Below are 19,728 nucleotides of genomic sequence, written 5' to 3'. Positions count from 1 at the left end.
AGTCCTCCCCTCGTGCCTTGCCGTCTTGACCGCGACCGCCAACGGGCGGGCCGGCTTATTGCTGCCGGGCAAGCAAAGGCGGTCGCACCAAACCAGCGGCGTCACCTGCCGTCAATCGGAAAATGGACAAATTGACGCCGGCTCAAAAGCTTAACACCGCAAAAGCTTAGGTTAGCGCCGGCCGGCCTGGAAGGCCTTCATCCGGCCGATCAAGAACCTGAGCAACTGGCTGGCCGCGGTCGGCAGCTCGCGGCCCAATCGGGTGACGATGTGGGCTTCTGCCGAGGAAAGCAGCGCATTGTCGACGGGGAGGGCGATCAGCGATCCGTCCTCGAGGTCCGCGGCCACTGAAAACGCCGGGAGCAGCGTCACGCCAAGGTCGGAGCGGACGAAATCTCTCAAGATGCTGATCGAGGTCGTCGTCAGCTTCGGCGAGAGACCGATCTTCTCGGACGTTTCGGCCATCGCGAGCAACTGACGCGTGCCGTAACCCGCATGCATGATCCCAAGCGTGTGCCTGGCAATCTCCCGGAGCTTGAGCGGGCGGCGGAGCTTCGCAAGCGGATGGTCGGGGCGCGCGATCAGACAGATCGGCTGCCGGATGGTAGCGCAGGAGCGGATTCGCGGATCCTGCGGCGGATGATAGACGAGCCCGATATGGCAGCGATCGTCGGCAATGGCACGAATGACCTCGCTCGTGCCGGCAAGTTCCAGCGAAATGGTGAGCCGTGGATGCTTCCGCCAGAACTCGCCGAGCGCGCCGCCCATGAGATCGGCGACAAAGCCTTCGCCCAGCACGAGGTCGATGTGACCGCGGTGCAGTCCCTGGAGTTCCCGCAAGCGGGCGAGGGTGTCGTCGCGGTCCACTTTGTGGCGGCGATAATGCGCGATCAGAAGCTCGCCGGCCTCGGTCGGCCGCACGCCGCGGCTATGGCGATCGAGCAGGGCGGCATCGAGCTCCCGTTCCAGCAGGGCGATCTGCCGGCTCACCACGGACGGGTTGACGCCGAGTGCGTCGGCCGCGGCGCGCACGGCGCCGTAGCGCGCGGCTTCGAACAGATAGCGGAGGCGGTTCTCGTCGAGTGCATTGCTCATGCCCAAGTGTTGCCCATGAGGCAACATTAGGCAATCGTCCTGCTGATGCCCGAACCCGGGCCGGATCCCTATGGTCTTCCCGGCACTCGCAGGGTGAGGGACAGGACATGGCGGTCGTCGGCGTCGTTGGGCTCGGGAATATGGGGCGCGGCATGGCGCTCTCGCTGATGCGGGCCGGGCATGAGGTGCTCGGGACCGACGCCTTGGAAAAGGCGCGCAGCTCGCTCGCGTCGGAAGGTGTTGCGGTCTTCGGGAGTGTCGGGCCGCTTTGCGCCCGTGCGGATCTGCTGGTCCTCTCGCTGCCGACCGCCGAGATCGTCGATGCCGTCGTCGCCGGCGAGGGTGGAATCATCGCCCATGCACGGCCCGGCTTACGCGTCGTCGACACCTCGACATCCCATCCCGCGACGACCCGGCGGCTTGCCGCGGCGCTCGCCGCGCATGGCATGTCCATGATCGACGCGCCGGTCAGCGGCGGTCCGAAAGGCGCCATCACCGCCACCATGACCATGGTGATCGGCGGCGCGGATGCCGATGTGGCCGCGGTCGAGCCCGTCCTTGCGGGCATGAGCGCGAAGCGCGTTCATGTCGGATCGGTCGGCGCCGGGCATGTCTGCAAGCTCATCAACAATTTGCTGTGCGCGGCGCATCTGCTGACCGCTGCCGAGGCGATACGCATCGCGCGCGAAGCCGAGGTCGATCCGGCCCGGCTGCTCGAAGGCCTCAATGCCGGCTCCGGCCGGTCCGGCGTCACGCAGGTCAATCTGCCGACCTGGGTGCTGAACGGCGCCTTCGATTCCGGTTTCACCATGAAGCTGATGCGCAAGGACGTGCGCCTGGCGAGCCAGCTCATCGGCGAGCTCGCGCTCGACTTGCCGATCGCCGCGGAAGCCGCGCGGATCTGGGCGGAAAGCGCCGCCTCGATCGGCGACGGCGAAGACTTCAACAGGATCGTCGAGACCCAGCTCGGCAGGATGTGAGCGACACCATGACCTCCTTCATCGAAACGCGGCTGCGCGATGCGCTCGCGCCCTTCTGGCCCGACTGCGCGGCGATCGGCTCTCACGTCGCGGGCCGAATTGTCGCTGGCACCGGCGAGCTCATCACGATCGACGATCCCGCAACCGGCGCGCCGCTCTATGCCTATCGTGATGCCGGCGAGGCGGTTGTTGCCGAGGCGGCCTCGGCGGCGATCGCGGCGCAAGCCGGCTGGTCGCGGCTCACCGGCGCGGTGCGCGGGCGCGTCATGCAGGCGATCGCGCGGGCCATTCAGGGCAAGGCCGAGGAGCTGGCGCGCCTTGAGTCGCTGTCGGCGGGCAAGCCGATCCGCGATACGCGTGTCGAGGTCGCCAAGGTCGCCGAGATGTTCGAGTACTATTCCGGCTGGGCCGACAAATTCCATGGCGACGTGATCCCGGTGCCGTCGAGCCATCTCAACTATACGCGGCGCGAAGCCGTCGGCGTCGTGCTCCAGATCACGCCCTGGAATGCGCCGATCTTCACCTGCGGCTGGCAGGTCGCACCCGCCATCGCCATGGGCAACGGTGTGCTGCTCAAGCCTTCCGAGCTGACGCCGCTGACCTCGATGGCGGTGGCGCTTCTAGCAGAACAAGCGGGATTGCCGGTCGGTCTCGTCAACGTGCTTGCAGGCTACGGACATACGACGGGGCAGGCCGCGCTCGGCCAGCCGGCGGTGAAGAAAGTCGTGTTCGTGGGTTCAGTGCCGACGGGCCGGCTGATCGCGGAAGCCGCGGCCAAGCGGCTGCTGCCCTGCGTGCTGGAGCTCGGCGGGAAATCCGCCAACATCGTATTTGCCGACGCCGACCTCGCGCGCGCCGCGATCGGTGCCCAGGCGGCGATCTTCGCGGGCGCCGGACAGAGCTGCGTCGCGGGCTCGCGGCTGCTGGTCGAACGCTCCGTCTACGACCGCTTCGTCAGGATGGTCGCCGATGGGGCCGCGAAGCTGAAGGTCGGCGCGCCCGGCACGGCGGAGACCGAGGTCGGTCCGATCAACAACGCCCGGCAATACGCCCGCGTGCTCAGCATGGTGAAGCAGGGCCTCGCCGAGGGCGCAACGCTCGCGACCGGCAGCGATGGCAACATGGGGAAGGGCGGCTTCTTCGTCGCGCCGACCGTGCTGCGCGACGTCAGCAACAGCATGGCGGTTGCGCGCGACGAGATTTTTGGACCTGTCGTCGCAGCGATCCCGTTCGATTCAGAGGAGGAGGCGATCGCGCTCGCCAATGACAGCGATTTCGGTCTGGCCGGCGCGGTCTGGACCCGCGATGTCGCGCGCGCGCACCGGGTCGCCGCGCAAGTCAGGGCCGGGACGTTCTGGATCAACTCCTACAAGACGATCAGCGTCGCATCGCCCTTCGGCGGCTTCGGCATGAGCGGCTACGGCCGTTCGAGCGGGGTCGAGACACTTTTCGAATACACGCAGGTCAAAAGCGTTTGGGTCGAGACCGCGGCCGAGCCGGCTGTGGGCTTCGGCTACGCGCTGGGGATTCGGGAGTAAGGCTTTAGGCTATTGTTTGAGCGGTCGTAGATCTTGCCGGGGCGATCGGGCAGGCTTGAAAAACGCTCTCAGCGGCGGCAATCTCCACCTGAGTGAGGCCTCGATCTGGAGAATCTCGGCTTATGCCGACCGATGCGAGGATCGACGATGAAGCCGCGGCTTATCATGTGGCTTGCCGTTGTTGCGGGCATCGCCCTGGTGCTCGGCGTCGCCTGGGCCGCCGTCCTCTGGACCCGCCCGGAGCCTATTCGCATCGCGTTCGCCAATTCGCTCTCTGGCCCATCCGCCCCGGCTGGGACGGAAAGCCTGATCGCGATGCAGCTTGCAATCGACGAAGTGAACGCCAAGGGTGGCGTCAACGGACGGCTGATTGAACTGGTTCTGTTCGACGACGCAAGCGATCCGGCCGTGGCGCGCGCGAATGCGCAGGCGATCGCCGACAGCCCATGCGTCGCTGTGCTCGGCCATTATCTCAGCTCCGCATCGCTCGCGGCCGCGCCGGCATATAAGGATGCGCGGATTCCGGCGCTCACGGGAAGCGCGGCTGCCGACGATCTGACATCCACCAGTGATTACTATTTTCGTGCGTTGTCGCCAGTCTCCGCACAGGCGCGCTCGATCGCGGAACATCTGCGCGCCGTGATGAAGGAGCCGAGAGTCCGTCTTGTTCACACGCGCGATTCCTACGGCAAGAGTTTTGAGCGTGGATTTGCGGCGGCCTATCCGGCGGAGCAGCTGCGTGTGTTCGGACTGGACGTCGCAGCCGGTCAGATCCGATCGATGGATGAGGTGCTGGACGCTGCCGCGCAGGAGCCAGGTCCCGGTGTCATCGTCGTCGGCGCGGCAGCCGACTATATCGCAGACATCGTCAAGGCGCTGCGTCGCCGCGGCATCAAGGGGACGATCATCACAACCCAGGGCGCGGGCCGCGAAAGCTATTTGAGAAATTTCGTCAACGAGCCCGAGGAACAAACGCGTCCGGGTTTCTTCAGTGAGAATCTGTATGCGGCATCGTCGCTGATTTTCGACAGCGCCGGCGTGGCGGCGCAGGCTTTCGCCGCCGACTACAAAGCGAGAGCGGGAACCTCCCCAAGCTGGGTTGGCGGTGGCTCGTATGACGCCGCGCGCCTGATGATCGACGCGCTGAGACGAGCTGCCGTACATCGCCGGTTTATGGGGCAGGGGATTCAGAAGCCATCCGACAGCAAGGTTGCGGATCGCGACCGGGTGCGCCTCGCACTGGCCGCGATCGACAGTCCGAAATCGGCGGTCGTCGGGCTGACGGGGCGGCTCTATTTCAACGCGAACCGCGACATTCCGCGCCCGATCCGAATGGGCTTCTTCCGTTACGGTCGGTTCGTCACGGCGCCGCTGCAACTCGTGCGCATCGATCAGCCGGATGGGATCGATCTCGACGCCGAACGGGAGAAGGGCCATGTCATCGCGTTCGAGGGGCGGCGCTATTGGATTCAACGCGTCGTTTATACCGGCATCGACATCATTCGCGTCGGTCGGATCGACGTGAAACAAAATTCGTTCAACGTCGACTTCTATCTCTGGATGCGGTTCGCTGGCGACGATGAGGCGCAGACGCACGTCGAATTCCCGGCCTTGCTGGATCGCGGGGCGTTCGATGCAGCTCGGCCGATGCAGGCTGGACGGGAAGACGGCCTGAGTTATCGGCTCTATCGCATCAACGGCGATTTCAAGACCCGTTTCGATCTCCATGATTATCCGTTCGACACGCAGGAATTGCGTCTGCATTTCCAGAACACGGAACAACGGCGGGAACTCATCACGTATGTCATCGATCGGTTCGGCTTGCGCCTTGCCGACGACGGAAGCTCGCGGGCCGAGGACGGGGCCTATTCCGGGCTTCCGCTCTGGCGATTTCTGGGACTGAACTATTTCGTCGAATCCATGTCCAGCGGATCGACGCTCGGCAAGGCGTCTTTGTTTGATGCCGAGGCAATGACGGAATTCGCAGGATTCGATGCGACCATCGTGCTGCGCCGCAGCTCCTCCATCTACATGCTGAAGAACCTGCTGCCGATGTTCCTGCTCGTGCTCGTCGTATTCGCGACGCTGTTCTTTCCCGAAACCATGTTTCGTGAACGCGTGACGATCCCAGTGACCTCGATCCTGGCGAGCGCGGTGCTGCTCGTAGCGGTGAGCAGCCAGATCGGCGATGTCGGATACACGGTGGTGGTCGAAGAGATGTTCTACATTTTCTTCGTACTATGCCTGATGACGATATTGGCGGGCTACAAACATGAAAAACTTCGGGCCACCGGCCGAAAGCGCGCCGCTGTCGTTCTGGATCACGCAGCGCAGGTCATTTATGCCGGGACGGTGCTCGCTGTCATCGTCGTGCTCTACCGGCGTTATGCCTTGTGAGGCACGCGTAATGCACTGCCGCGGCCCTCCGGGGCCGGATCATGCTTCAGCCGCCCGTGACGCTCATGTGCCTGGAGACGCTGGGGCGGTCGTGGCGGCGGTCGATGATGAAATCGTGGCCCTTGGGCTTGAGCCCGATGGCGCGGTCGATCGCAGCGGCCAGCAGCTCATCGTCGTCGGATGCACGCAGCGGCTTGCGCAGGTCCGAGGCATCCTCGTGGCCGAGGCAGGTGTGCAGCGTTCCCGTGCAGGTGATGCGCACGCGGTTGCAGGATTCGCAGAAATTATGGGTCATCGGCGTGATGAAGCCGAGCTTGCCGCCGGTCTCGGCGACGCTGACATAGCGCGCAGGGCCGCCGGTGGATTCAGCGAGATCAGTCATGGTGAACTGCTGGGCGAGCCGCGCGCGCACCAGCGACAGCGGCAGATACTGATCGATGCGGCCCGCGCCGATCTCGCCCATCGGCATCACCTCGATCAAGGTCAGGCCCATGCCCTTGCCGTGGGCCCAGCGCATCAGTGAAGGCAGCTCGTCCTCGTTGAGGTTCTTCAGGGCGACCGCGTTGATCTTCACGGCGAGGCCTGCGGCCCGCGCGGCCTCGATGCCTTCCAGCACCTTGTCGATCTCGCCCCAGCGGGTGATCTCGCGGAACTTCTTGGGATCGAGCGTGTCGAGCGAGACGTTGATGCGGCGGACGCCGCAATCGGCCAGCTCCTTCGCATGCTTTGCGAGCTGGGTGCCGTTGGTGGTCAGCGTCAGCTCGTTCAGGGCGCCACTTGTCAGATGCCGCGACAGCGAGCGCACCAGCGTCATCACGTTGCGGCGGACCAGCGGCTCGCCGCCGGTGAGGCGCAGCTTCTTCACGCCCTTGGCGATGAAGGCCGTGCAGAGCCGGTCGAGTTCCTCCAGCGTCAGCAGGTCCGCCTTGGGCAGGAACGTCATGTCTTCCGACATGCAGTAGAAGCAGCGCAGGTCGCAGCGGTCGGTGACGGAAACGCGCAAGTAGGTGATGGTCCGCCCGAACGGATCAGTCATCGCGCTCGACAGCGCCGCGCGGGGGCTAGCAGAAAATCCGTTCATACCAACTGCCTTGTCACTTACGGCGACGGGCGCACCTTTGCTTCAGCGGTGCTCTGGAAGCAATCTAAGCATCGGACGCGGCTAGGACAATCGGGTGGTATACGTAACTCAGCGCTTGCCCGCGTTCGGATCGGGAAACGGCGAGCCGGTGGCAGGTGCGGCATCAGCCGGTGCCGCGGCCGTCGCGGCCGGCTTCGGCTTCTTCGGCCGGTGCGGCTTGCGGACGGGTTTCGGCGGGGTCGCCGGCTGGAGTTCCGCAAATACCGGATTCGGATCGGTGGTGACCGAAGCGGGCGTGGTGAAATCCCCGGGATTCTTGATCACGTTCACCGGCACGCTCGCGGGCTGGTACTTGGGCAGCGCGAAGGCGACGGTGAACGGCGCATCCGGGGCGGGAATCGAGACCGAGCAGGGCGTCTTGCAGCCCGGACCGAGCGAGGTGGTGGCGTCAGCGCCCGGGGGATTGGATTCGAGCCGGACCTGGACGGTCGGCGGCGCCGATTTGAACATGTCCCAGGACATCGAGGAGCAGCCACCCAGGCTTGCTCCGGCCAGCGCAATCGCCAATACACGACGCATGAACCACCCACATCCGCTGCGACGAATCGCCACATCCCGGGCGGACCTTAGGGATGTCGCTGAGGGCAGGCAACCGGCGCGCCGCGCATAGTTAACAATTGGTTAACGCGGGGTTTTTAAGTTTATTGCTGGGATTTCAAGATCTTGCTGAACTCTAGGCCGTCATCAGGCTGCTGGCGGCCGCGGGCAGGTCGCGCATGTGATGAATCAGCCGGTCCGGCTTCAGCTCGGCGATCGGCACGTCCGTGTAGCCGAAGCTGACCCCGATCACGGGAACCCCGGCCCGCCGGGCGACCCCGACGTCGGTTCCGGCGTCGCCGACCATGATGCTGGATTTCACATTGCCGCCGGCCCGGGCCACCGTCTCCCGGAAGATGGTCGGATCGGGCTTCTGGACGCCAAAGGTGTCGGCGCCGCAGATCGCCGCGAAACGGCGGCTGAGGCCAAGCTGGTCCAGGAGGCGCTTGGACAGCCATTCCAGCTTGTTGGTGCAGACCGCGAGGCGATGGCCTTGCGCCGCAAAATGGTCGAGTGCGGCCTCGAGCCCCTCGAAGGGGCGGGATTCGACCGCGATATGCTCGGCGTAATAGGCGATGAAATCCGCCGTCATCCGGTCCATGTCGGCGGGGGAGACGGTGCGGCCCTCGGCCTCCAGGCCTCGCTCGATCAGCTTGCGGGCGCCGGCGCCGATCATGTTGCGGGCCGAGGCCATCGGCACCGGCGGCAGGCCTTCGCGGTCGAGCACGTAGTTCAGCGCGGTGATCAGGTCGGGCGCCGTATCCACAAGCGTGCCGTCGAGATCGAAGACGAGGGTGTAGGGGGAGGTCGTGGAGGGCGAGGTCATGGGCCAAGCGCTATCGGGCCGGCCGGATCGGCGCAAGGGCAGAAGCCATAAGTTCACCTTATAAGATCGGCGCAGAGGCCTGTTCCGGCGGGGAAAACGAGGCTACATAGGCCGCCGCAAGCAGGTATACCGGCGGCACTCTCAAGCCAGAGGCGGGCGCAAACTTGAACATGGACCAGTTGAAGCGGCAGGCGGCGGCGCGTGCGCTGGAGGAGGTGCGTGACGGCATGCAACTCGGGCTCGGCACCGGCTCGACCGCGAAGCATTTCGTCGAGCTGCTCGGCGAGCGGGTGGCTGCCGGGCTGAAGGTGATCGGCGTGCCGACCTCCGAGGCGACGCGCGCCGATGCGGAGCGTTGTGGCGTGAAGCTGACCACGCTCGATGAGGTCGATCATCTCGACATCACCGTCGACGGTGCCGACGAGATCGATCCCGAGCTCAATCTGATCAAGGGTGGCGGCGGTGCGCTGCTGCGCGAGAAGATCGTGGCGGCCGCCTCGGATCGCATGATCGTGATAGCCGACGACAGCAAATGGGTGCCGACGCTCGGCAAGTTTCCGCTGCCGGTCGAGGTCATCCCGTTCGGGCTTGGCGCGACGCGCCGCGCGATCGAGAAGGCATTTGCGGACTGCGGCGTTTCCGGGCAAATGGCGGTCCGCAAGGCCAAGGACGGCCACGTTTTCGTCACCGACGGCGGCCACTGGATCGTCGATGCCCAGCTCGGACGGATCGCGGATCCCGCCAGCCTCGCCAAGGCGTTGAGCGCGATTCCCGGCGTGGTCGAGCATGGATTGTTCATCGGCTTGGCCAGCTCGGCCGTTCTGGCGGGCGGCGAGGGAATCCGCGTAATTGAACGGCGAAAGCCCTAAGGAGACTAGGAATGAAGAGCGTTTTGAAATTGTTGCCGGCCGTGACCCTTGCTGCTGGCCTGGCCGTCTCGGCCGCCCCGGCCTTCGCGCAGCAGGCGGCTCCCGCGCAGCCCAAGGCACCCGCCGCGCCGGCCCAGCCGAAGGCCTCGCCGGCCGCGGTCGCGGCGGCCAGGGAAATTTTGCAGATCAAGAACGCGACTGCGATGTATCAAGGCGCCGTGCCCGGTCTCGTTGAGAAGACCAAGATCGCGCTGATCCAGCAGAACCTCAACTACCAGAAGGACCTCAACGAGGTCGCCCAGGTCGTCGCCCAGCAGCTCAACGGCCGCCAGAACGAGATCGGCGATGGCATGGCGCAGATCTATGCCAGCGAGTTCACCGAGCAGGAGCTGAAGGACCTCGTCACCTTCTACAAGTCGCCGCTGGGCAAGAAGCTGATCGACGCCGAGCCGCGCGCCATCGGCCTCAGCATGGCCTTCATGAACTCCTGGGCCCAGAACTTCTCCGAGACCGTGATGGGGGCCTTCCGCGCCGAGATGCGCAAGCGTGGCAAGGAAATCTGACGGTACCTATCTGATCAGTAATCCTTGAAAGAAGAGGTCGGAGTGGACAATGGCTGAATTCGACGTCGACCTCTTCGTCATCGGTGGCGGCTCGGGCGGCGTGCGTGCCGCCCGCATCGCGGCCGGTCACGGCGCCCGCGTGATGATCGCGGAAGAGTACCGCATGGGCGGCACCTGCGTGATCCGCGGCTGCGTGCCCAAGAAGCTGTTCGTGATCGGCTCGCATGTCCGTCACGAGATCGAGGACGCCGCCGGCTTCGGCTGGACCATCCCGTCCATGAGCTTCGACTGGGCGACGCTGATCGCCAACAAGGACAAGGAAATCGCGCGACTGGAGGCGGCCTACACGACGAATGTCGAGAAGTCGGGCGCGCAGATCGTCAAGAGCCGCGCGGCGATCGAGGACAAGCACACCGTCCGCCTGCTCGAGAACGACCGCAAGATCAGGGCGAAGTACATCCTCATCGCCACCGGCGGCGCGCCCAACCACGGCGCGGCGATTCCCGGCATCGAGCACGTGATCTCGTCCAACGAGGCGTTTCACCTCAAGAAGCTGCCGAAGCGGATCGTGATCCAGGGCGGCGGCTACATCGCGCTGGAGTTCGCCGGCATCTTCGCCGGCTTCGGCTCCGACGTCACCGTGATCTATCGCGGCGACAACATCTTGCGCGGCTTCGACGAGGACGTGCGCGCCCATGTCCGCTCCGAGATGGAGAAGCAGGGCATCACCATCCTCACCGGCTGCACGGTGGCCAAGGTCGACCGCCACGGCGACGAGTTCACCACGCATCTGTCGAACGGCTCGAGCATCGCCTCGGACCAGGTGATGTTCGCGATCGGCCGCCATCCCAACGTCGCCAATCTCGGCCTGGAGAACGCCGGCGTCGCCATCAATCCGAAGAACGGCGGCATCGCGGTCGACCATTTCTCCAAGAGCTCGGTCGACAGCATCTATGCCATCGGCGACGTCACCCACCGTTTCAACCTGACGCCGGTCGCGATTCGCGAGGGTCATGCCTTCGCCGACACCGTGTTCGGCAAGCGCGAGGTGCAGGTGGATCACGCCAACATCCCGACGGCCGTGTTCTCGCAGCCGGAGGTCGGCACGGTTGGTCTGACGGAAACCGAGGCGCGCGCGCAGTTCAGTCGCGTCGACATCTACAAGACGACGTTCCGCCCGATCAAGGCGACCATGTCCGGCCGCGACACGCGCGTGCTGATGAAGCTCGTGGTCGACGGTTCGACCGATCGCGTGCTCGGCTGCCACATCGTTGGCGATTGCGCCGCCGAGGTCACCCAGGTGGTGGCGATCGCGGTGAAGATGAAGGCGACCAAGGCGGATTTCGACGCGACCATCGCGCTGCATCCGACCGCGGCCGAAGAGCTCGTCACCATGCGCACCCCGACCGCGCGGCACGTGCGTCAGGCGGCGGAGTAGGACCGGCGGTACGAGCACTCTCAATCGAACAAGTTGGTGCGCGCTTACCCTCTCCCCTTGTACAAGGGGAGAAGGAAGAAAGCCGCGGGCGTCTAGCTGCGACCCGCTTCAGCTATACAGATACCCGACCGGCTTGCCCTCGGTGCGCAGGGGACGGATATCCTTGTGGGTGATGATCTGGCCGGCGAGGCCGTCGATCTCGTCGCGCTGCGTCGGCGTCCAGCTGCGCAACTCGTTCATGCCCTTGAGCAGGCCGAGGCGGAGGACCTGGGTGTTCTCGCCGACGGCGACGAGGCTGATGGACTCCTTGCCCGCCGTCACCACATCGCCGGCGGAGAGCTGGAAGCTCTCGCCGGACTTCTTCTTGAACTCGGCCGTGCCGCGAATGACGCGGTAGATCACGACCTCGCCCTTCGCAAAACAGGTCGCGTCCGCTGCGGCAGACGTGCTCTTCGGCAAGAGTGCGTGGCCACGCGGGTCGGTCGCGACGATGTGGCCAGTGACGAGATGCCCGCTCGGAATCTCGATGCCGATATCGCGCACGTAAACCGGCATGGCTGATTTGACAGAACCATCGGTGAGCGGCTTGAACAGCGCGTCCAGCGCCAGGGGATCCTGAAGCCAGAAGCCGGCATTGGCCGGGCGGTCATGCAGCGGATGGCTCCAGGCCACGCGCGGCGTTTCGTCCTCATTGATCTGGTCCGGGCCGACAATGGTCGGGTTCGGAAAGGTGGTAGGATCGGTGATGAAGGCTTCGAGGAATTTGCCGGAATAGCCCATCGAGATCGGATCGGGCACCACCGTCTGCGGCGTCTTCAGGTTCTCTTCGGTCGACAGGCCCGACCAAGTGTAGAACAGCTGGCGATGCACGATCGCGCTTTGCAGCATCACCGCGCCGGGGCCGACATTGTACCAGCGTCCGTCATAGTCGAAGGTGAATGCGCCCGAGGTGACCAGCACGAGCTGGAAGCCGCCCGGCGGAAGATGAAGGTGGAAATCGGTGGGACCGGTATCCGGGCGGTAGATCGGCAGGTTGGTCGCGACCTCGTGCAGCAGGAAGGTCTCGTTGTTGGCGTGGAAGCCCTCATTAGCGCGGTTGTAGAGCGCCTGCGGCCGGTAGGTCGCCTCATATTTCGCATTCTTGTCGCGGTCGATCGCGACGAAATCCTGGTTATTCAGGCGAAGGGGTGTGCCATCCGGACGGGTGAGGCCGGTGAATTTGAGATCGCCCGCGGCATGCACGTTCATGGCATTCTCCGATGTGATGCCGTCATCCCGGAGCTGGGCGCACGCATCTTGCTGCTCCTGTCGTGGGAGGGCAGGGAATCCGGCGTAACGATGTCTTGCGAATTTTGGGCCAGTCGGCGCACGGCACAGCGCGCAAGCTCTCCGGCTTCACGCGGCGCGAAAAAAATCGAGATTGCGCCTGAGGTTAGGGAACATGTTCACCAACCTGCCCGGGCCAACTCGCAAAGCCCGCAAGTCCGGTGCGGGGGTGTATCTTGTCTAATTTGTCGGCATGTCCTGCAAACGGCATGCAGCCCTGCAAGTCGCGGGCATAGGCGAATGCCGCCGGCTCAGCGTCTGATACCGCTCATTCGAACGACCGACGAGCCATCCGCTCGGGCTTGCCGGATGGGCTGTCCGCCCACTTCGCCATGTCCACCGCGCGCGCGTCGATGCCTTCGCACCAGAGGCAGCTCAGCTCCGCGCGGCCCTTGGCCGTCAGCATCGGGACAAGCGCATGGCCGCAGCCGGTGCAGGACGTGATGCTGTTCATGCGCTTCTCCGCGATCATCGAAATTCACGGACGGCACTTTCGCCGCCGAAGCTTGCGCGGGCGCTATGGCGGCGCAGCAGCGCTGCGCGCCATCGGGGCGCTCGTTCCCGAGATCGTAGCGAACCATCGTGACACGGCTGCGATGTCGCCGTCCCGTCGCGCATCTTGTCGAGGCGCGAATTGAAGGAGCGACGCCGTCGCCCACACTCCGTCATTGCGAGCGTAGCGAAGCAATCCAGAGTCTTTCCGCGGAGACAGTCTGGATTGCTTCGCTACGCTCGCAATGACGGTGTTGAAACAGGTGTGTACGAAACCTTGCGCTCCCGTTCCCGTCCGGGACACGGGGGCTGCGTGCGCAACTGCTTAACCAAACAAGGCAACACGGAACCGATGCGGCGGCTGGTCGCAGTCGTATCGCCTTGATTCCGACAGACCCATCTTTATCTCTGAGGCGAACAAGAATCCGGGCCCCTCTGGCGAGGACGCCGACAGATGTCGGCAAACCTCGCGATGTCGGATGACCTGTCCCGCGCGAATGCGATGGATCGGCCGACCGTCGGGCCTTATCGAGTTCCTTCCGACCCGCCGTCCCCATCGCAGCTCCGCGCGGCCATTTGCGCAAAACGAGGAGCAACGATGTCTGACGCCAAATTCTCAAATACAATCGAGATCACCGAACCGTCCAGCCTGAACGAGCAGGCCGCAGTGGCGCTGGTCATTGCCGGCGCGCTGGTCGCCGTGGCCGACCGGCGCGTCTCGCCGGTCGAGCGTGACGAGGTGATCCGCTTCATCAGGGATCGCGGATTGGCGCCGCATATCGGCGACGAGCGGCTGCTTTCGATGTTCGACGAACTGGCGGAACGATTGGAAGAGCCGGACTTTGCCAATGTGGTGATCGACACGCTGCGGCCGGTTTCGAACATGCCGCTGTCGTCGCATCTGATCGAGCTGTCGGAGCGCGTCGCGGCCGCGGACGAGGACGTGCATCCGCATGAGGTGCAGGCGATCAAGCTGCTGCGGCTTTTGACGCTGGTGCTGCCGCGCGCAAAGCAGGTCGGGCCGGGTGCGGTGAGCTCCGCCCCAAAGGAGTGAGCATGAGCACAGCATCGGATGAGCACACGACCGGGACGGCGGGCGCCGCCAGCCAGCTGGCCGGCGGCGATCCGCGCCTCGACAAGCTCGTCCACCGCCTGCCGCCGCGCATGGCCGACACCGTCAGCTATCTGCTCAAGCCGTCCAGCCGCTGGGTGCGGATCCCCTCGGGCGCGCTGCTCGTCGTCGGCGGAGTGCTCTCCTTCCTGCCGGTGCTCGGCGTCTGGATGCTGCCGCTTGGCCTTGCGCTGCTCGCCGAGGACGTGCCGGCGCTGCGTTCCTCCCGTTCAAAGGTCTTCGACTGGATCGAGCGGAAGAAGCCGCATTGGCTCGATCCGTCCACACCGAAAAATGATCAATCATGACTGAATTCATCACCGCCGACGCGCTGTCTGCACTGCTTCAGGTCGTCCTGATCGACCTCGTGCTTGCCGGCGACAACGCCGTCGTCATCGGTCTTGCCGCGGCCGGCCTTCCGGCCGATCAGCGCCGGCGCGCCATCATCGTCGGCATTGCCGCGGCAACTGGCTTGCGCATCGTGTTTGCCGGCGTCGCGACCCAGCTGTTGCAGGTGATCGGCCTTCTGCTCGCCGGCGGCGTGCTGCTGCTCTGGGTGTGCTGGAAGATGTGGCGCGAGCTGCGCGAACAGCCGCATTCGGGCGAGCTCGCATTCAACCATGGCGGCGGCGCAGGTAGCGCGCCGGTGCAGCGAAAGACCTTCGGCCAAGCCGCGGTGCAGATCGTCGCCGCCGACGTCTCGATGTCGCTGGACAACGTGCTCGCGGTCGCGGGCGCCGCGCGCGAGCACCCCTACATCCTGGCCTTCGGCCTGCTGTTGTCGGTCGCGATGATGGGCGTTGCCGCCGACCTGCTCGGCCGGGTGCTGCAGAAGCAGCGCTGGATCGCCTATGTCGGTCTCGCCATCATCGTTTACGTCGCCTTCGAGATGATCTATCGCGGCTCGCTCGAGCTCGCGCCCGTGATCGCGAGTCTCTGAGCGCGAATCCTTGAAGCGAAATCTCCTGCCTGCACTCCGGAGTGATCAATGAAGCCTGAACCCAAAGCACATTTGGTTGCGCCGTTGTCGCGGCCGCAAATCGGCCCGTTCGCGCAGCTGATCTTCGGCTCGCGCTGGCTGCAGGTGCCGCTCTATGTCGGCCTGATCATCGCGCAGGGCGTCTACGTGCTGCTGTTCCTGAAAGAGCTCTGGCACCTGGTCGTGCATTCGTTCGATGCCAGCGAGCAGCAGATCATGCTCGTCGTGCTCGGACTGATCGACGTCGTCATGATCTCGAACCTCTTGGTGATGGTGATCGTCGGCGGTTACGAGACCTTCGTCTCCCGTCTCAACCTGAGCGGCCATCCCGACGAGCCGGAATGGCTGAGCCACGTCAATGCCAGCGTGCTCAAGATCAAGCTGGCGATGGCGATCATCGGCATCTCTTCGATCTCGCTGCTGCGGACCTTCATCGAGGCCGGCAATCTCGGCACCACGCGCAGCAATTTCACCGAGAGCGGCGTGATGTGGCAGGTCTTGATCCACCTGACCTTCATCATCTCCGCGATCGGCATCGCCTGGGTCGACCGCCTCAGCGAGAACGGCCACCGCAAGGCGGCAGGCCACGGCTGAGCGCGGGCGCACCTGACCGGACGTCACGGCGTCTGAGGATAGGCCGCGTTCTCGCGCCGCTCGCGCTCGCCCAGTTCGCGCACCAGCTCCTGAAGGAGGGATTCGGTGTAGGCAGGCAGGGTGCGCTCGGCACGGACATAGATGCCGAGATCGGACCAGACCGGGCTGCCGGCATTGTCGAGCGGCAGGAAGACGAGCTGGCCGTCGCGTGACAGCCTGTTGATGCCGAGCTGGGTCTGGAAGGCCACACCGACGCCGCGCGCGGCGAGCTCGCGCATCAGGTCGATCGAGTTGGCCTGGATCGCCGGCTCCGGCGTCTCCGAGAGCTGCGCGATCAGCGGCTGCAGCAGATGATAGATCGACAGCTCCGGCAGCGCGTTGATGACGGGGAAGGCGAGGCATTGCTCCAGCGTCACCGTCTTGCGGCGCGCCAGCGGATGCTCGCGTGCGACCACCGCGCCGAGACGAAACCGCTTCAGGGCGACCTGCCGCAAATCGGGCGGGTGGCGGAGCGCCATGGCGATGCCGATGTCGGCTTCGCCGCGGCTCAAGGACTCCAGCACGTCCGACGACCCCTTCACCTCGGTGGTGAAGCTGACGCGGCGGGCCCGGCCGCGATGGGATGCGATCAGGTCCGGCAGCACGGATTCCGTCAGCGATTCGATACAGGCGATGCGGACGGTGCCGCTCCAGGCGCCGGAAAGGGAGGCGACGTCCGAGCGGAAGCGGTCGAGGTCCTGGAGCACGTTCATGACATGCCGGGCCAGCATCTCGCCGACCGTCGTCAGCGTCAGGCCGCGCGCGTTGCGCTCGAACAAGGGTGATCCAACCTCTTGCTCCAGCTTGAGAATCTGGCGGCTGACGGCCGAGGAGGCAACGTTCAGGACGCGCGCCGCGGCGCGGATCGAGCCGGTGCGGCGGACCGCGTGGAAGTACTGGATGGCGGGTGAATGAAATCGCATGGGGTGCCCTGGGGAGACTATAGCCGTTGCCGAAACGGCAGCAACATGTGCGAAATTCTCTGCTTTTCGAGAGCGCTGCTTCTCCTTAGGTTCGCCGCCGGTTTGGCCGGCCCTGCCGGGAAGACGCCATGCCGTGCGCAACGAGGCGCCAGGGGATTTCGGGGTGGACGGGAACATCGCTTGCGAGCTGGAGCACGGGCCGGACACCCGTCTGGTCGATCGCCGACGGGCGGCCGCCTATGTCGGCGTGACCGCCGGGCGCTTCGAGCAACTCGTGCGCGACAACGTCGTGCCGCCGCCGGTGATGGTGGACAACAAGCGGCGCTGGCCGATCGCCTTGCTCGATGTCGCCAGGGAAGCGGTCGTCAGCAGCATGCCGTGCCTGCCGCAGGTGATGGCCGACGCCGCGCCGGAGCTGCGCCCCTGCGAGCGCGACCCGGCGCCGGCCGCACATGAATTGCCCGATCAGGCCTGGTTCGAGCAGCGCGCACGCTTCGTGCAGCGCGTGCGCCGCTCGCTGCTCTCGGGCAACGAGATCCGCCTCCTGCGCGAGTTCAAGCTGCTGAAGCAGAACCAGATCAGCATGTTCGGCTATTACGGCAGCTTCGAAGCGCTGATGGTGCGCGGCTACATCGTCGAGATCGATCGCAAGCCGCCATCGAGCCGGCCGCTGGTGACCTATCGCCTGACCGAGCGCGGCGAGCAGGTGGTGTCGGCGCTGAAGGACGAGCCGCTGATGTAAGCGGCCGCGTGGCGCTGCCGGGACCGTGTCGCCGTCCGAAGTCGAAACCACGCTCCCTCCGGCCGGTTCGAGATATTCCAAAACAACCGGCTGGACCTGATCGCAACTATCGCTATATTTTTCAGGATATAGCGGAACTGCGCTCCGGAGTTCTCGATGGAAATCAAGGTCAGAGCGCTCACGACCTGCGAGGTGGCGGCCGACGGCGGCGCGATCTCGCTGGGCTTCGAGGACGTGACCGGCAATCCTGCCGCCGTCAGCGTCTCGCTCAACCAGGTCGGCGCCCTCATCATGACGCTGCCGGGATTGCTCGAGACGGCGCTGAAGGCCCGTTACGGCGACCAGAGCCTGCGCTACGCCTATCCGCTGGCGTCCTGGGTGCTGGAGCAATCGACCGACACGACCCAGCGCATCATCACGCTTCAGACCGAGGACGGCTTCAAGGTCCGCTTCTCGATCCCGAAGGCGGAGCAGAGCCTGCTCGGCGAAGCGCTGACGCAGCCGATGCCGGAAGTGACGGTGCGGCCGAACTAGTGGCAGAGTGTGTTCACGACTTCCGCGACCTGGCGATGTCGCTCCTGAGCGCCTCCAGCTCCTTGTGCACGGCGCGCGCGGCGTCGCGCTCGATCTTGCGGTAGCGCGCGACGAGCTTTTCGCCAAACGGCGTGAGCATGGCGCCGCCGCCGTTCTTGCCGCCGGCCTGCGGCTCGACCACGGCATGTCCGCAGATGCGCTTGATCTCGTCGACGAGGTCCCAGGCGCGCTTGTAGGACATGTCCATGGCGCGGCCGGCCGCCGAGATCGAGCCGTGCTCGCGGATCTGCTCAAGCAGCTCGATCTTGCCGGGGCCGATCCGGTCCTCGCCGTCGAGGTCGATGCGAAGGCTCAACTGGGGAAGCGGTTTGGCGCTGGCGCGCGGCATGACGAGGACTCTTGGATCAATTCGCAACTGAGATTGCCACTCTTGCTTGCCGTGGACAAGGTGAGCGCGCGGTCCTTCATCACCGCACGGCGTGCATCTCCAGAAACGCCTTCACGCCGGTCACTGTGCCCGTGTCCGACGGCACGTAGCCGGGCAGGGTGGCGACGGCGGCGCGGAAATCGGCGCTGCGGATGATCTCGAGGATGCGCTGCATTGGCGCGGTGTCCAGGAACGCGCGCTTGCAGACGAAGAAATAATCCTCGGTAAGGAGGCGGATGAAGTCGAGGCCGAACTGTCGCGCGGCCGCCTCGACGCCGAAGCACGCATCCGCCATGCCGCTCGCGACATAGGCTGCAACCGCCGCGTGGGTGAACTCGATCTGTTGCGCGCCGTTGATCCTGCTCTCCTCGATGCCGTTCGCGGCGAGCAATTGGTCGAACAAGAGGCGCGTGCCGGAATCATGGTCGCGGTTGACGAAGCGGACGTTCGGCCTGGTGAGGTCATGAAGCGAGGCGATGCGCAGCGGATTGCCGCGCGCGACCATCAGGCCCATCTCGCGCGTGACGAAGCTGATGATGCGGTCTTCGCGCGGATCGAGCCATTCGCGCGCCGCCTTGATGCCCTGGGCGCGCAGCGCGCCGTGCGGCAGATGCAGGCCGGAGAGGTCGCAGGCACCTTGCGCCAGCGAGACCAGCGAATGCTGGTTGCTGACATAGCGCAGATCGACGCCGATGCCGGGCTCGCGGTCGAGGAATTCGCGCAGCTTCGCCACCGCAAAGCCGTGGCTCGCGTGAACGCGGATCACCGCGGGACGCTGTTCGAGGAACGGCTTGATCTCGCTGGCGAGCTCCTGCGCGAGGTTTTCGAGCTGCTGCCCGAGCCGCGCCTGCATGCGCTCGCCGGCCCACACCAGCCGCTCGCCGAACGGCGTCAGCTTCGAGCCCTTGCCGCGCTGGGTCTCGACCAGCGGCGTGCCGAAGAACTCCGACCATTGCTCGATCAGATTCCAGACATGGCGATAGGAGAGGTGCGCGTCGCTGGCGGCGCTGGTGATCTTGCCGGTCTTCCGGATTTCGTTGAGCACGCCGAGCATGACGGCGACGGTGCGCGGGCTGCCCTCGCGGCGAAACCGCCAGACAGCCTCGATCTCGATCTGAAGCATCGGCCTTTCCTTATGAACTACGCTTCATATGTTCCGCGTTCATTTGCAGATCAT

Annotated in this window: 21 protein-coding genes; 12 read left to right on the top strand and 9 right to left on the bottom strand. The window is 65.2% G+C overall.

What is annotated here, in order from left to right; all coding sequences use genetic code 11:
* Window positions 1-171: 171 nt before the first annotated feature.
* On the bottom strand, window positions 172-1,095 hold the full coding sequence (locus QA649_RS28695) for a LysR family transcriptional regulator (RefSeq protein ID WP_283020136.1): 924 nt from the start codon (window positions 1,093-1,095) through the stop codon (window positions 172-174).
* On the opposite strand from QA649_RS28695, the gene QA649_RS28690 reads away from it, so the two are divergent.
* The 3 genes from QA649_RS28690 (at window position 1,011) to QA649_RS28680 (ending at window position 6,010) form a co-directional block, all read left to right on the top strand.
* Entirely contained in the window at window positions 1,011-2,075 is a 1,065-nt protein-coding gene (locus QA649_RS28690) for an NAD(P)-dependent oxidoreductase (RefSeq protein WP_349254032.1), read from the top strand. The genes QA649_RS28695 and QA649_RS28690 overlap by 85 nt on opposite strands.
* Before the next feature lie 8 nt (window positions 2,076-2,083).
* Complete coding sequence (locus QA649_RS28685) at window positions 2,084-3,613, top strand: aldehyde dehydrogenase family protein (RefSeq protein WP_283020134.1); 1,530 nt, start codon at window positions 2,084-2,086, stop codon at window positions 3,611-3,613.
* 147 nt (window positions 3,614-3,760) lie between these two features.
* Complete coding sequence (locus tag QA649_RS28680; RefSeq protein WP_283020133.1) at window positions 3,761-6,010, top strand: ABC transporter substrate-binding protein; 2,250 nt, start codon at window positions 3,761-3,763, stop codon at window positions 6,008-6,010.
* A 46-nt stretch (window positions 6,011-6,056) separates the two neighbouring features.
* On the opposite strand, the gene moaA is transcribed toward QA649_RS28680, so the two are convergent.
* The 3 genes from moaA to QA649_RS28665 form a co-directional block, all read right to left on the bottom strand.
* Entirely contained in the window at window positions 6,057-7,091 is a 1,035-nt protein-coding gene (gene moaA / locus QA649_RS28675; RefSeq protein ID WP_283020132.1) for a GTP 3',8-cyclase MoaA, read from the bottom strand.
* A gap of 108 nt (window positions 7,092-7,199) precedes the next feature.
* Window positions 7,200-7,670 (bottom strand): hypothetical protein, encoded by a 471-nt coding sequence (locus tag QA649_RS28670; protein WP_283020131.1) that lies wholly within the window; start codon window positions 7,668-7,670, stop codon window positions 7,200-7,202.
* A 154-nt stretch (window positions 7,671-7,824) separates the two neighbouring features.
* A complete protein-coding gene (locus QA649_RS28665) occupies window positions 7,825-8,514 on the bottom strand; it encodes an HAD-IA family hydrolase (protein ID WP_283020130.1) in 690 nt (229 codons plus the stop codon).
* 164 nt (window positions 8,515-8,678) lie between these two features.
* Between QA649_RS28665 and rpiA the strand changes: the two genes are divergently transcribed.
* From rpiA to gor, 3 genes are read left to right on the top strand one after another with little or no spacing between them, the layout of a single operon-like run.
* Complete coding sequence (gene rpiA, locus QA649_RS28660; RefSeq protein ID WP_026312395.1) at window positions 8,679-9,383, top strand: ribose-5-phosphate isomerase RpiA; 705 nt, start codon at window positions 8,679-8,681, stop codon at window positions 9,381-9,383.
* Window positions 9,384-9,394: 11 nt separating this feature from the next.
* Window positions 9,395-9,946, top strand: a complete 552-nt coding sequence (locus QA649_RS28655; RefSeq protein WP_283020129.1) for a DUF2059 domain-containing protein — start codon at window positions 9,395-9,397, stop codon at window positions 9,944-9,946.
* A 49-nt stretch (window positions 9,947-9,995) separates the two neighbouring features.
* The gene (gor, locus tag QA649_RS28650) at window positions 9,996-11,384 is read left to right on the top strand and encodes a glutathione-disulfide reductase (RefSeq protein ID WP_283020128.1); all 1,389 of its coding nucleotides are present in this window, start codon (window positions 9,996-9,998) and stop codon (window positions 11,382-11,384) included.
* Window positions 11,385-11,492: 108 nt separating this feature from the next.
* On the opposite strand, the gene QA649_RS28645 is transcribed toward gor, so the two are convergent.
* Together QA649_RS28645 and QA649_RS28640 are read right to left on the bottom strand one after the other, a co-directional pair.
* On the bottom strand, window positions 11,493-12,632 hold the full coding sequence (locus QA649_RS28645) for a hypothetical protein (RefSeq protein ID WP_283020127.1): 1,140 nt from the start codon (window positions 12,630-12,632) through the stop codon (window positions 11,493-11,495).
* A 346-nt stretch (window positions 12,633-12,978) separates the two neighbouring features.
* Window positions 12,979-13,164 (bottom strand): hypothetical protein, encoded by a 186-nt coding sequence (locus tag QA649_RS28640; protein ID WP_283020126.1) that lies wholly within the window; start codon window positions 13,162-13,164, stop codon window positions 12,979-12,981.
* Window positions 13,165-13,800: 636 nt separating this feature from the next.
* On the opposite strand from QA649_RS28640, the gene QA649_RS28635 reads away from it, so the two are divergent.
* Genes QA649_RS28635 through QA649_RS28620 form a run of 4 tightly spaced genes read left to right on the top strand, consistent with a single transcriptional unit; the run spans window position 13,801 to window position 15,886 of the window.
* Window positions 13,801-14,256, top strand: coding sequence for a TerB family tellurite resistance protein (locus QA649_RS28635; protein WP_283020125.1), 456 nt, complete (start codon window positions 13,801-13,803; stop codon window positions 14,254-14,256).
* Window positions 14,257-14,258: 2 nt separating this feature from the next.
* A complete protein-coding gene (locus tag QA649_RS28630; RefSeq protein ID WP_283020124.1) occupies window positions 14,259-14,621 on the top strand; it encodes a hypothetical protein in 363 nt (120 codons plus the stop codon).
* Entirely contained in the window at window positions 14,618-15,253 is a 636-nt protein-coding gene (locus QA649_RS28625) for a TerC family protein (RefSeq protein ID WP_283020123.1), read from the top strand. The genes QA649_RS28630 and QA649_RS28625 overlap by 4 nt, the downstream gene beginning before the upstream one ends.
* Window positions 15,254-15,301: 48 nt before the next feature.
* A complete protein-coding gene (locus QA649_RS28620; protein ID WP_283020122.1) occupies window positions 15,302-15,886 on the top strand; it encodes a TIGR00645 family protein in 585 nt (194 codons plus the stop codon).
* Between the two features lie 23 nt (window positions 15,887-15,909).
* Here the strand turns inward: QA649_RS28620 and QA649_RS28615 are convergent, their stop codons facing one another.
* Window positions 15,910-16,848 carry a LysR family transcriptional regulator gene (locus QA649_RS28615; protein ID WP_283020121.1) on the bottom strand — a complete coding sequence of 313 codons (939 nt, stop codon included), beginning with the start codon at window positions 16,846-16,848 and terminating at the stop codon, window positions 15,910-15,912.
* A gap of 163 nt (window positions 16,849-17,011) precedes the next feature.
* Here QA649_RS28615 and QA649_RS28610 point away from each other — a divergent pair, with 163 nt between their 5' ends.
* Together QA649_RS28610 and QA649_RS28605 are read left to right on the top strand one after the other, a co-directional pair.
* On the top strand, window positions 17,012-17,590 hold the full coding sequence (locus QA649_RS28610; protein WP_283020120.1) for a hypothetical protein: 579 nt from the start codon (window positions 17,012-17,014) through the stop codon (window positions 17,588-17,590).
* A gap of 156 nt (window positions 17,591-17,746) precedes the next feature.
* Window positions 17,747-18,124 (top strand): hypothetical protein, encoded by a 378-nt coding sequence (locus QA649_RS28605; RefSeq protein ID WP_283020119.1) that lies wholly within the window; start codon window positions 17,747-17,749, stop codon window positions 18,122-18,124.
* Window positions 18,125-18,137: 13 nt separating this feature from the next.
* Here QA649_RS28605 and QA649_RS28600 read toward each other — a convergent pair whose 3' ends face one another.
* Window positions 18,138-18,512 (bottom strand): winged helix-turn-helix domain-containing protein, encoded by a 375-nt coding sequence (locus QA649_RS28600; RefSeq protein ID WP_211403352.1) that lies wholly within the window; start codon window positions 18,510-18,512, stop codon window positions 18,138-18,140.
* A 79-nt stretch (window positions 18,513-18,591) separates the two neighbouring features.
* Window positions 18,592-19,674, bottom strand: coding sequence for a substrate-binding domain-containing protein (locus QA649_RS28595; RefSeq protein WP_283020118.1), 1,083 nt, complete (start codon window positions 19,672-19,674; stop codon window positions 18,592-18,594).
* Between the last annotated feature and the right edge of the window lie 54 nt (window positions 19,675-19,728).

It is taken from the genome of Bradyrhizobium sp. CB1717, assembly GCF_029714325.1.
GTDB lineage: Bacteria > Pseudomonadota > Alphaproteobacteria > Rhizobiales > Xanthobacteraceae > Bradyrhizobium.
The sequence above is the reverse complement of the archived record's forward strand: the minus strand, read 5'-3'. Positions and strand labels throughout refer to the sequence as shown.

Bases quoted from the DNA above. Each gene is read 5' to 3' on its own strand.
- QA649_RS28595 (WP_283020118.1), bottom strand. From the start codon at position 19,674: ATGCTTCAGATCGAGATCGAGGCTGTCTGGCGGTTTCGCCGCGAGGGC.
- gor (WP_283020128.1), top strand. From the start codon at position 9,996: ATGGCTGAATTCGACGTCGACCTCTTCGTCATCGGTGGCGGCTCGGGC.
- QA649_RS28625 (WP_283020123.1), top strand. From the start codon at position 14,618: ATGACTGAATTCATCACCGCCGACGCGCTGTCTGCACTGCTTCAGGTC.
- QA649_RS28630 (WP_283020124.1), top strand. From the start codon at position 14,259: ATGAGCACAGCATCGGATGAGCACACGACCGGGACGGCGGGCGCCGCC.
- QA649_RS28670 (WP_283020131.1), bottom strand. From the start codon at position 7,670: ATGCGTCGTGTATTGGCGATTGCGCTGGCCGGAGCAAGCCTGGGTGGC.
- QA649_RS28615 (WP_283020121.1), bottom strand. From the start codon at position 16,848: ATGCGATTTCATTCACCCGCCATCCAGTACTTCCACGCGGTCCGCCGC.
- QA649_RS28665 (WP_283020130.1), bottom strand. From the start codon at position 8,514: ATGACCTCGCCCTCCACGACCTCCCCCTACACCCTCGTCTTCGATCTC.
- QA649_RS28635 (WP_283020125.1), top strand. From the start codon at position 13,801: ATGTCTGACGCCAAATTCTCAAATACAATCGAGATCACCGAACCGTCC.
- QA649_RS28680 (WP_283020133.1), top strand. From the start codon at position 3,761: ATGAAGCCGCGGCTTATCATGTGGCTTGCCGTTGTTGCGGGCATCGCC.
- QA649_RS28605 (WP_283020119.1), top strand. From the start codon at position 17,747: ATGGAAATCAAGGTCAGAGCGCTCACGACCTGCGAGGTGGCGGCCGAC.
- QA649_RS28640 (WP_283020126.1), bottom strand. From the start codon at position 13,164: ATGAACAGCATCACGTCCTGCACCGGCTGCGGCCATGCGCTTGTCCCG.
- QA649_RS28685 (WP_283020134.1), top strand. From the start codon at position 2,084: ATGACCTCCTTCATCGAAACGCGGCTGCGCGATGCGCTCGCGCCCTTC.
- QA649_RS28695 (WP_283020136.1), bottom strand. From the start codon at position 1,095: ATGAGCAATGCACTCGACGAGAACCGCCTCCGCTATCTGTTCGAAGCC.
- QA649_RS28600 (WP_211403352.1), bottom strand. From the start codon at position 18,512: ATGCCGCGCGCCAGCGCCAAACCGCTTCCCCAGTTGAGCCTTCGCATC.
- QA649_RS28620 (WP_283020122.1), top strand. From the start codon at position 15,302: ATGAAGCCTGAACCCAAAGCACATTTGGTTGCGCCGTTGTCGCGGCCG.
- QA649_RS28645 (WP_283020127.1), bottom strand. From the start codon at position 12,632: ATGAACGTGCATGCCGCGGGCGATCTCAAATTCACCGGCCTCACCCGT.
- QA649_RS28655 (WP_283020129.1), top strand. From the start codon at position 9,395: ATGAAGAGCGTTTTGAAATTGTTGCCGGCCGTGACCCTTGCTGCTGGC.
- moaA (WP_283020132.1), bottom strand. From the start codon at position 7,091: ATGAACGGATTTTCTGCTAGCCCCCGCGCGGCGCTGTCGAGCGCGATG.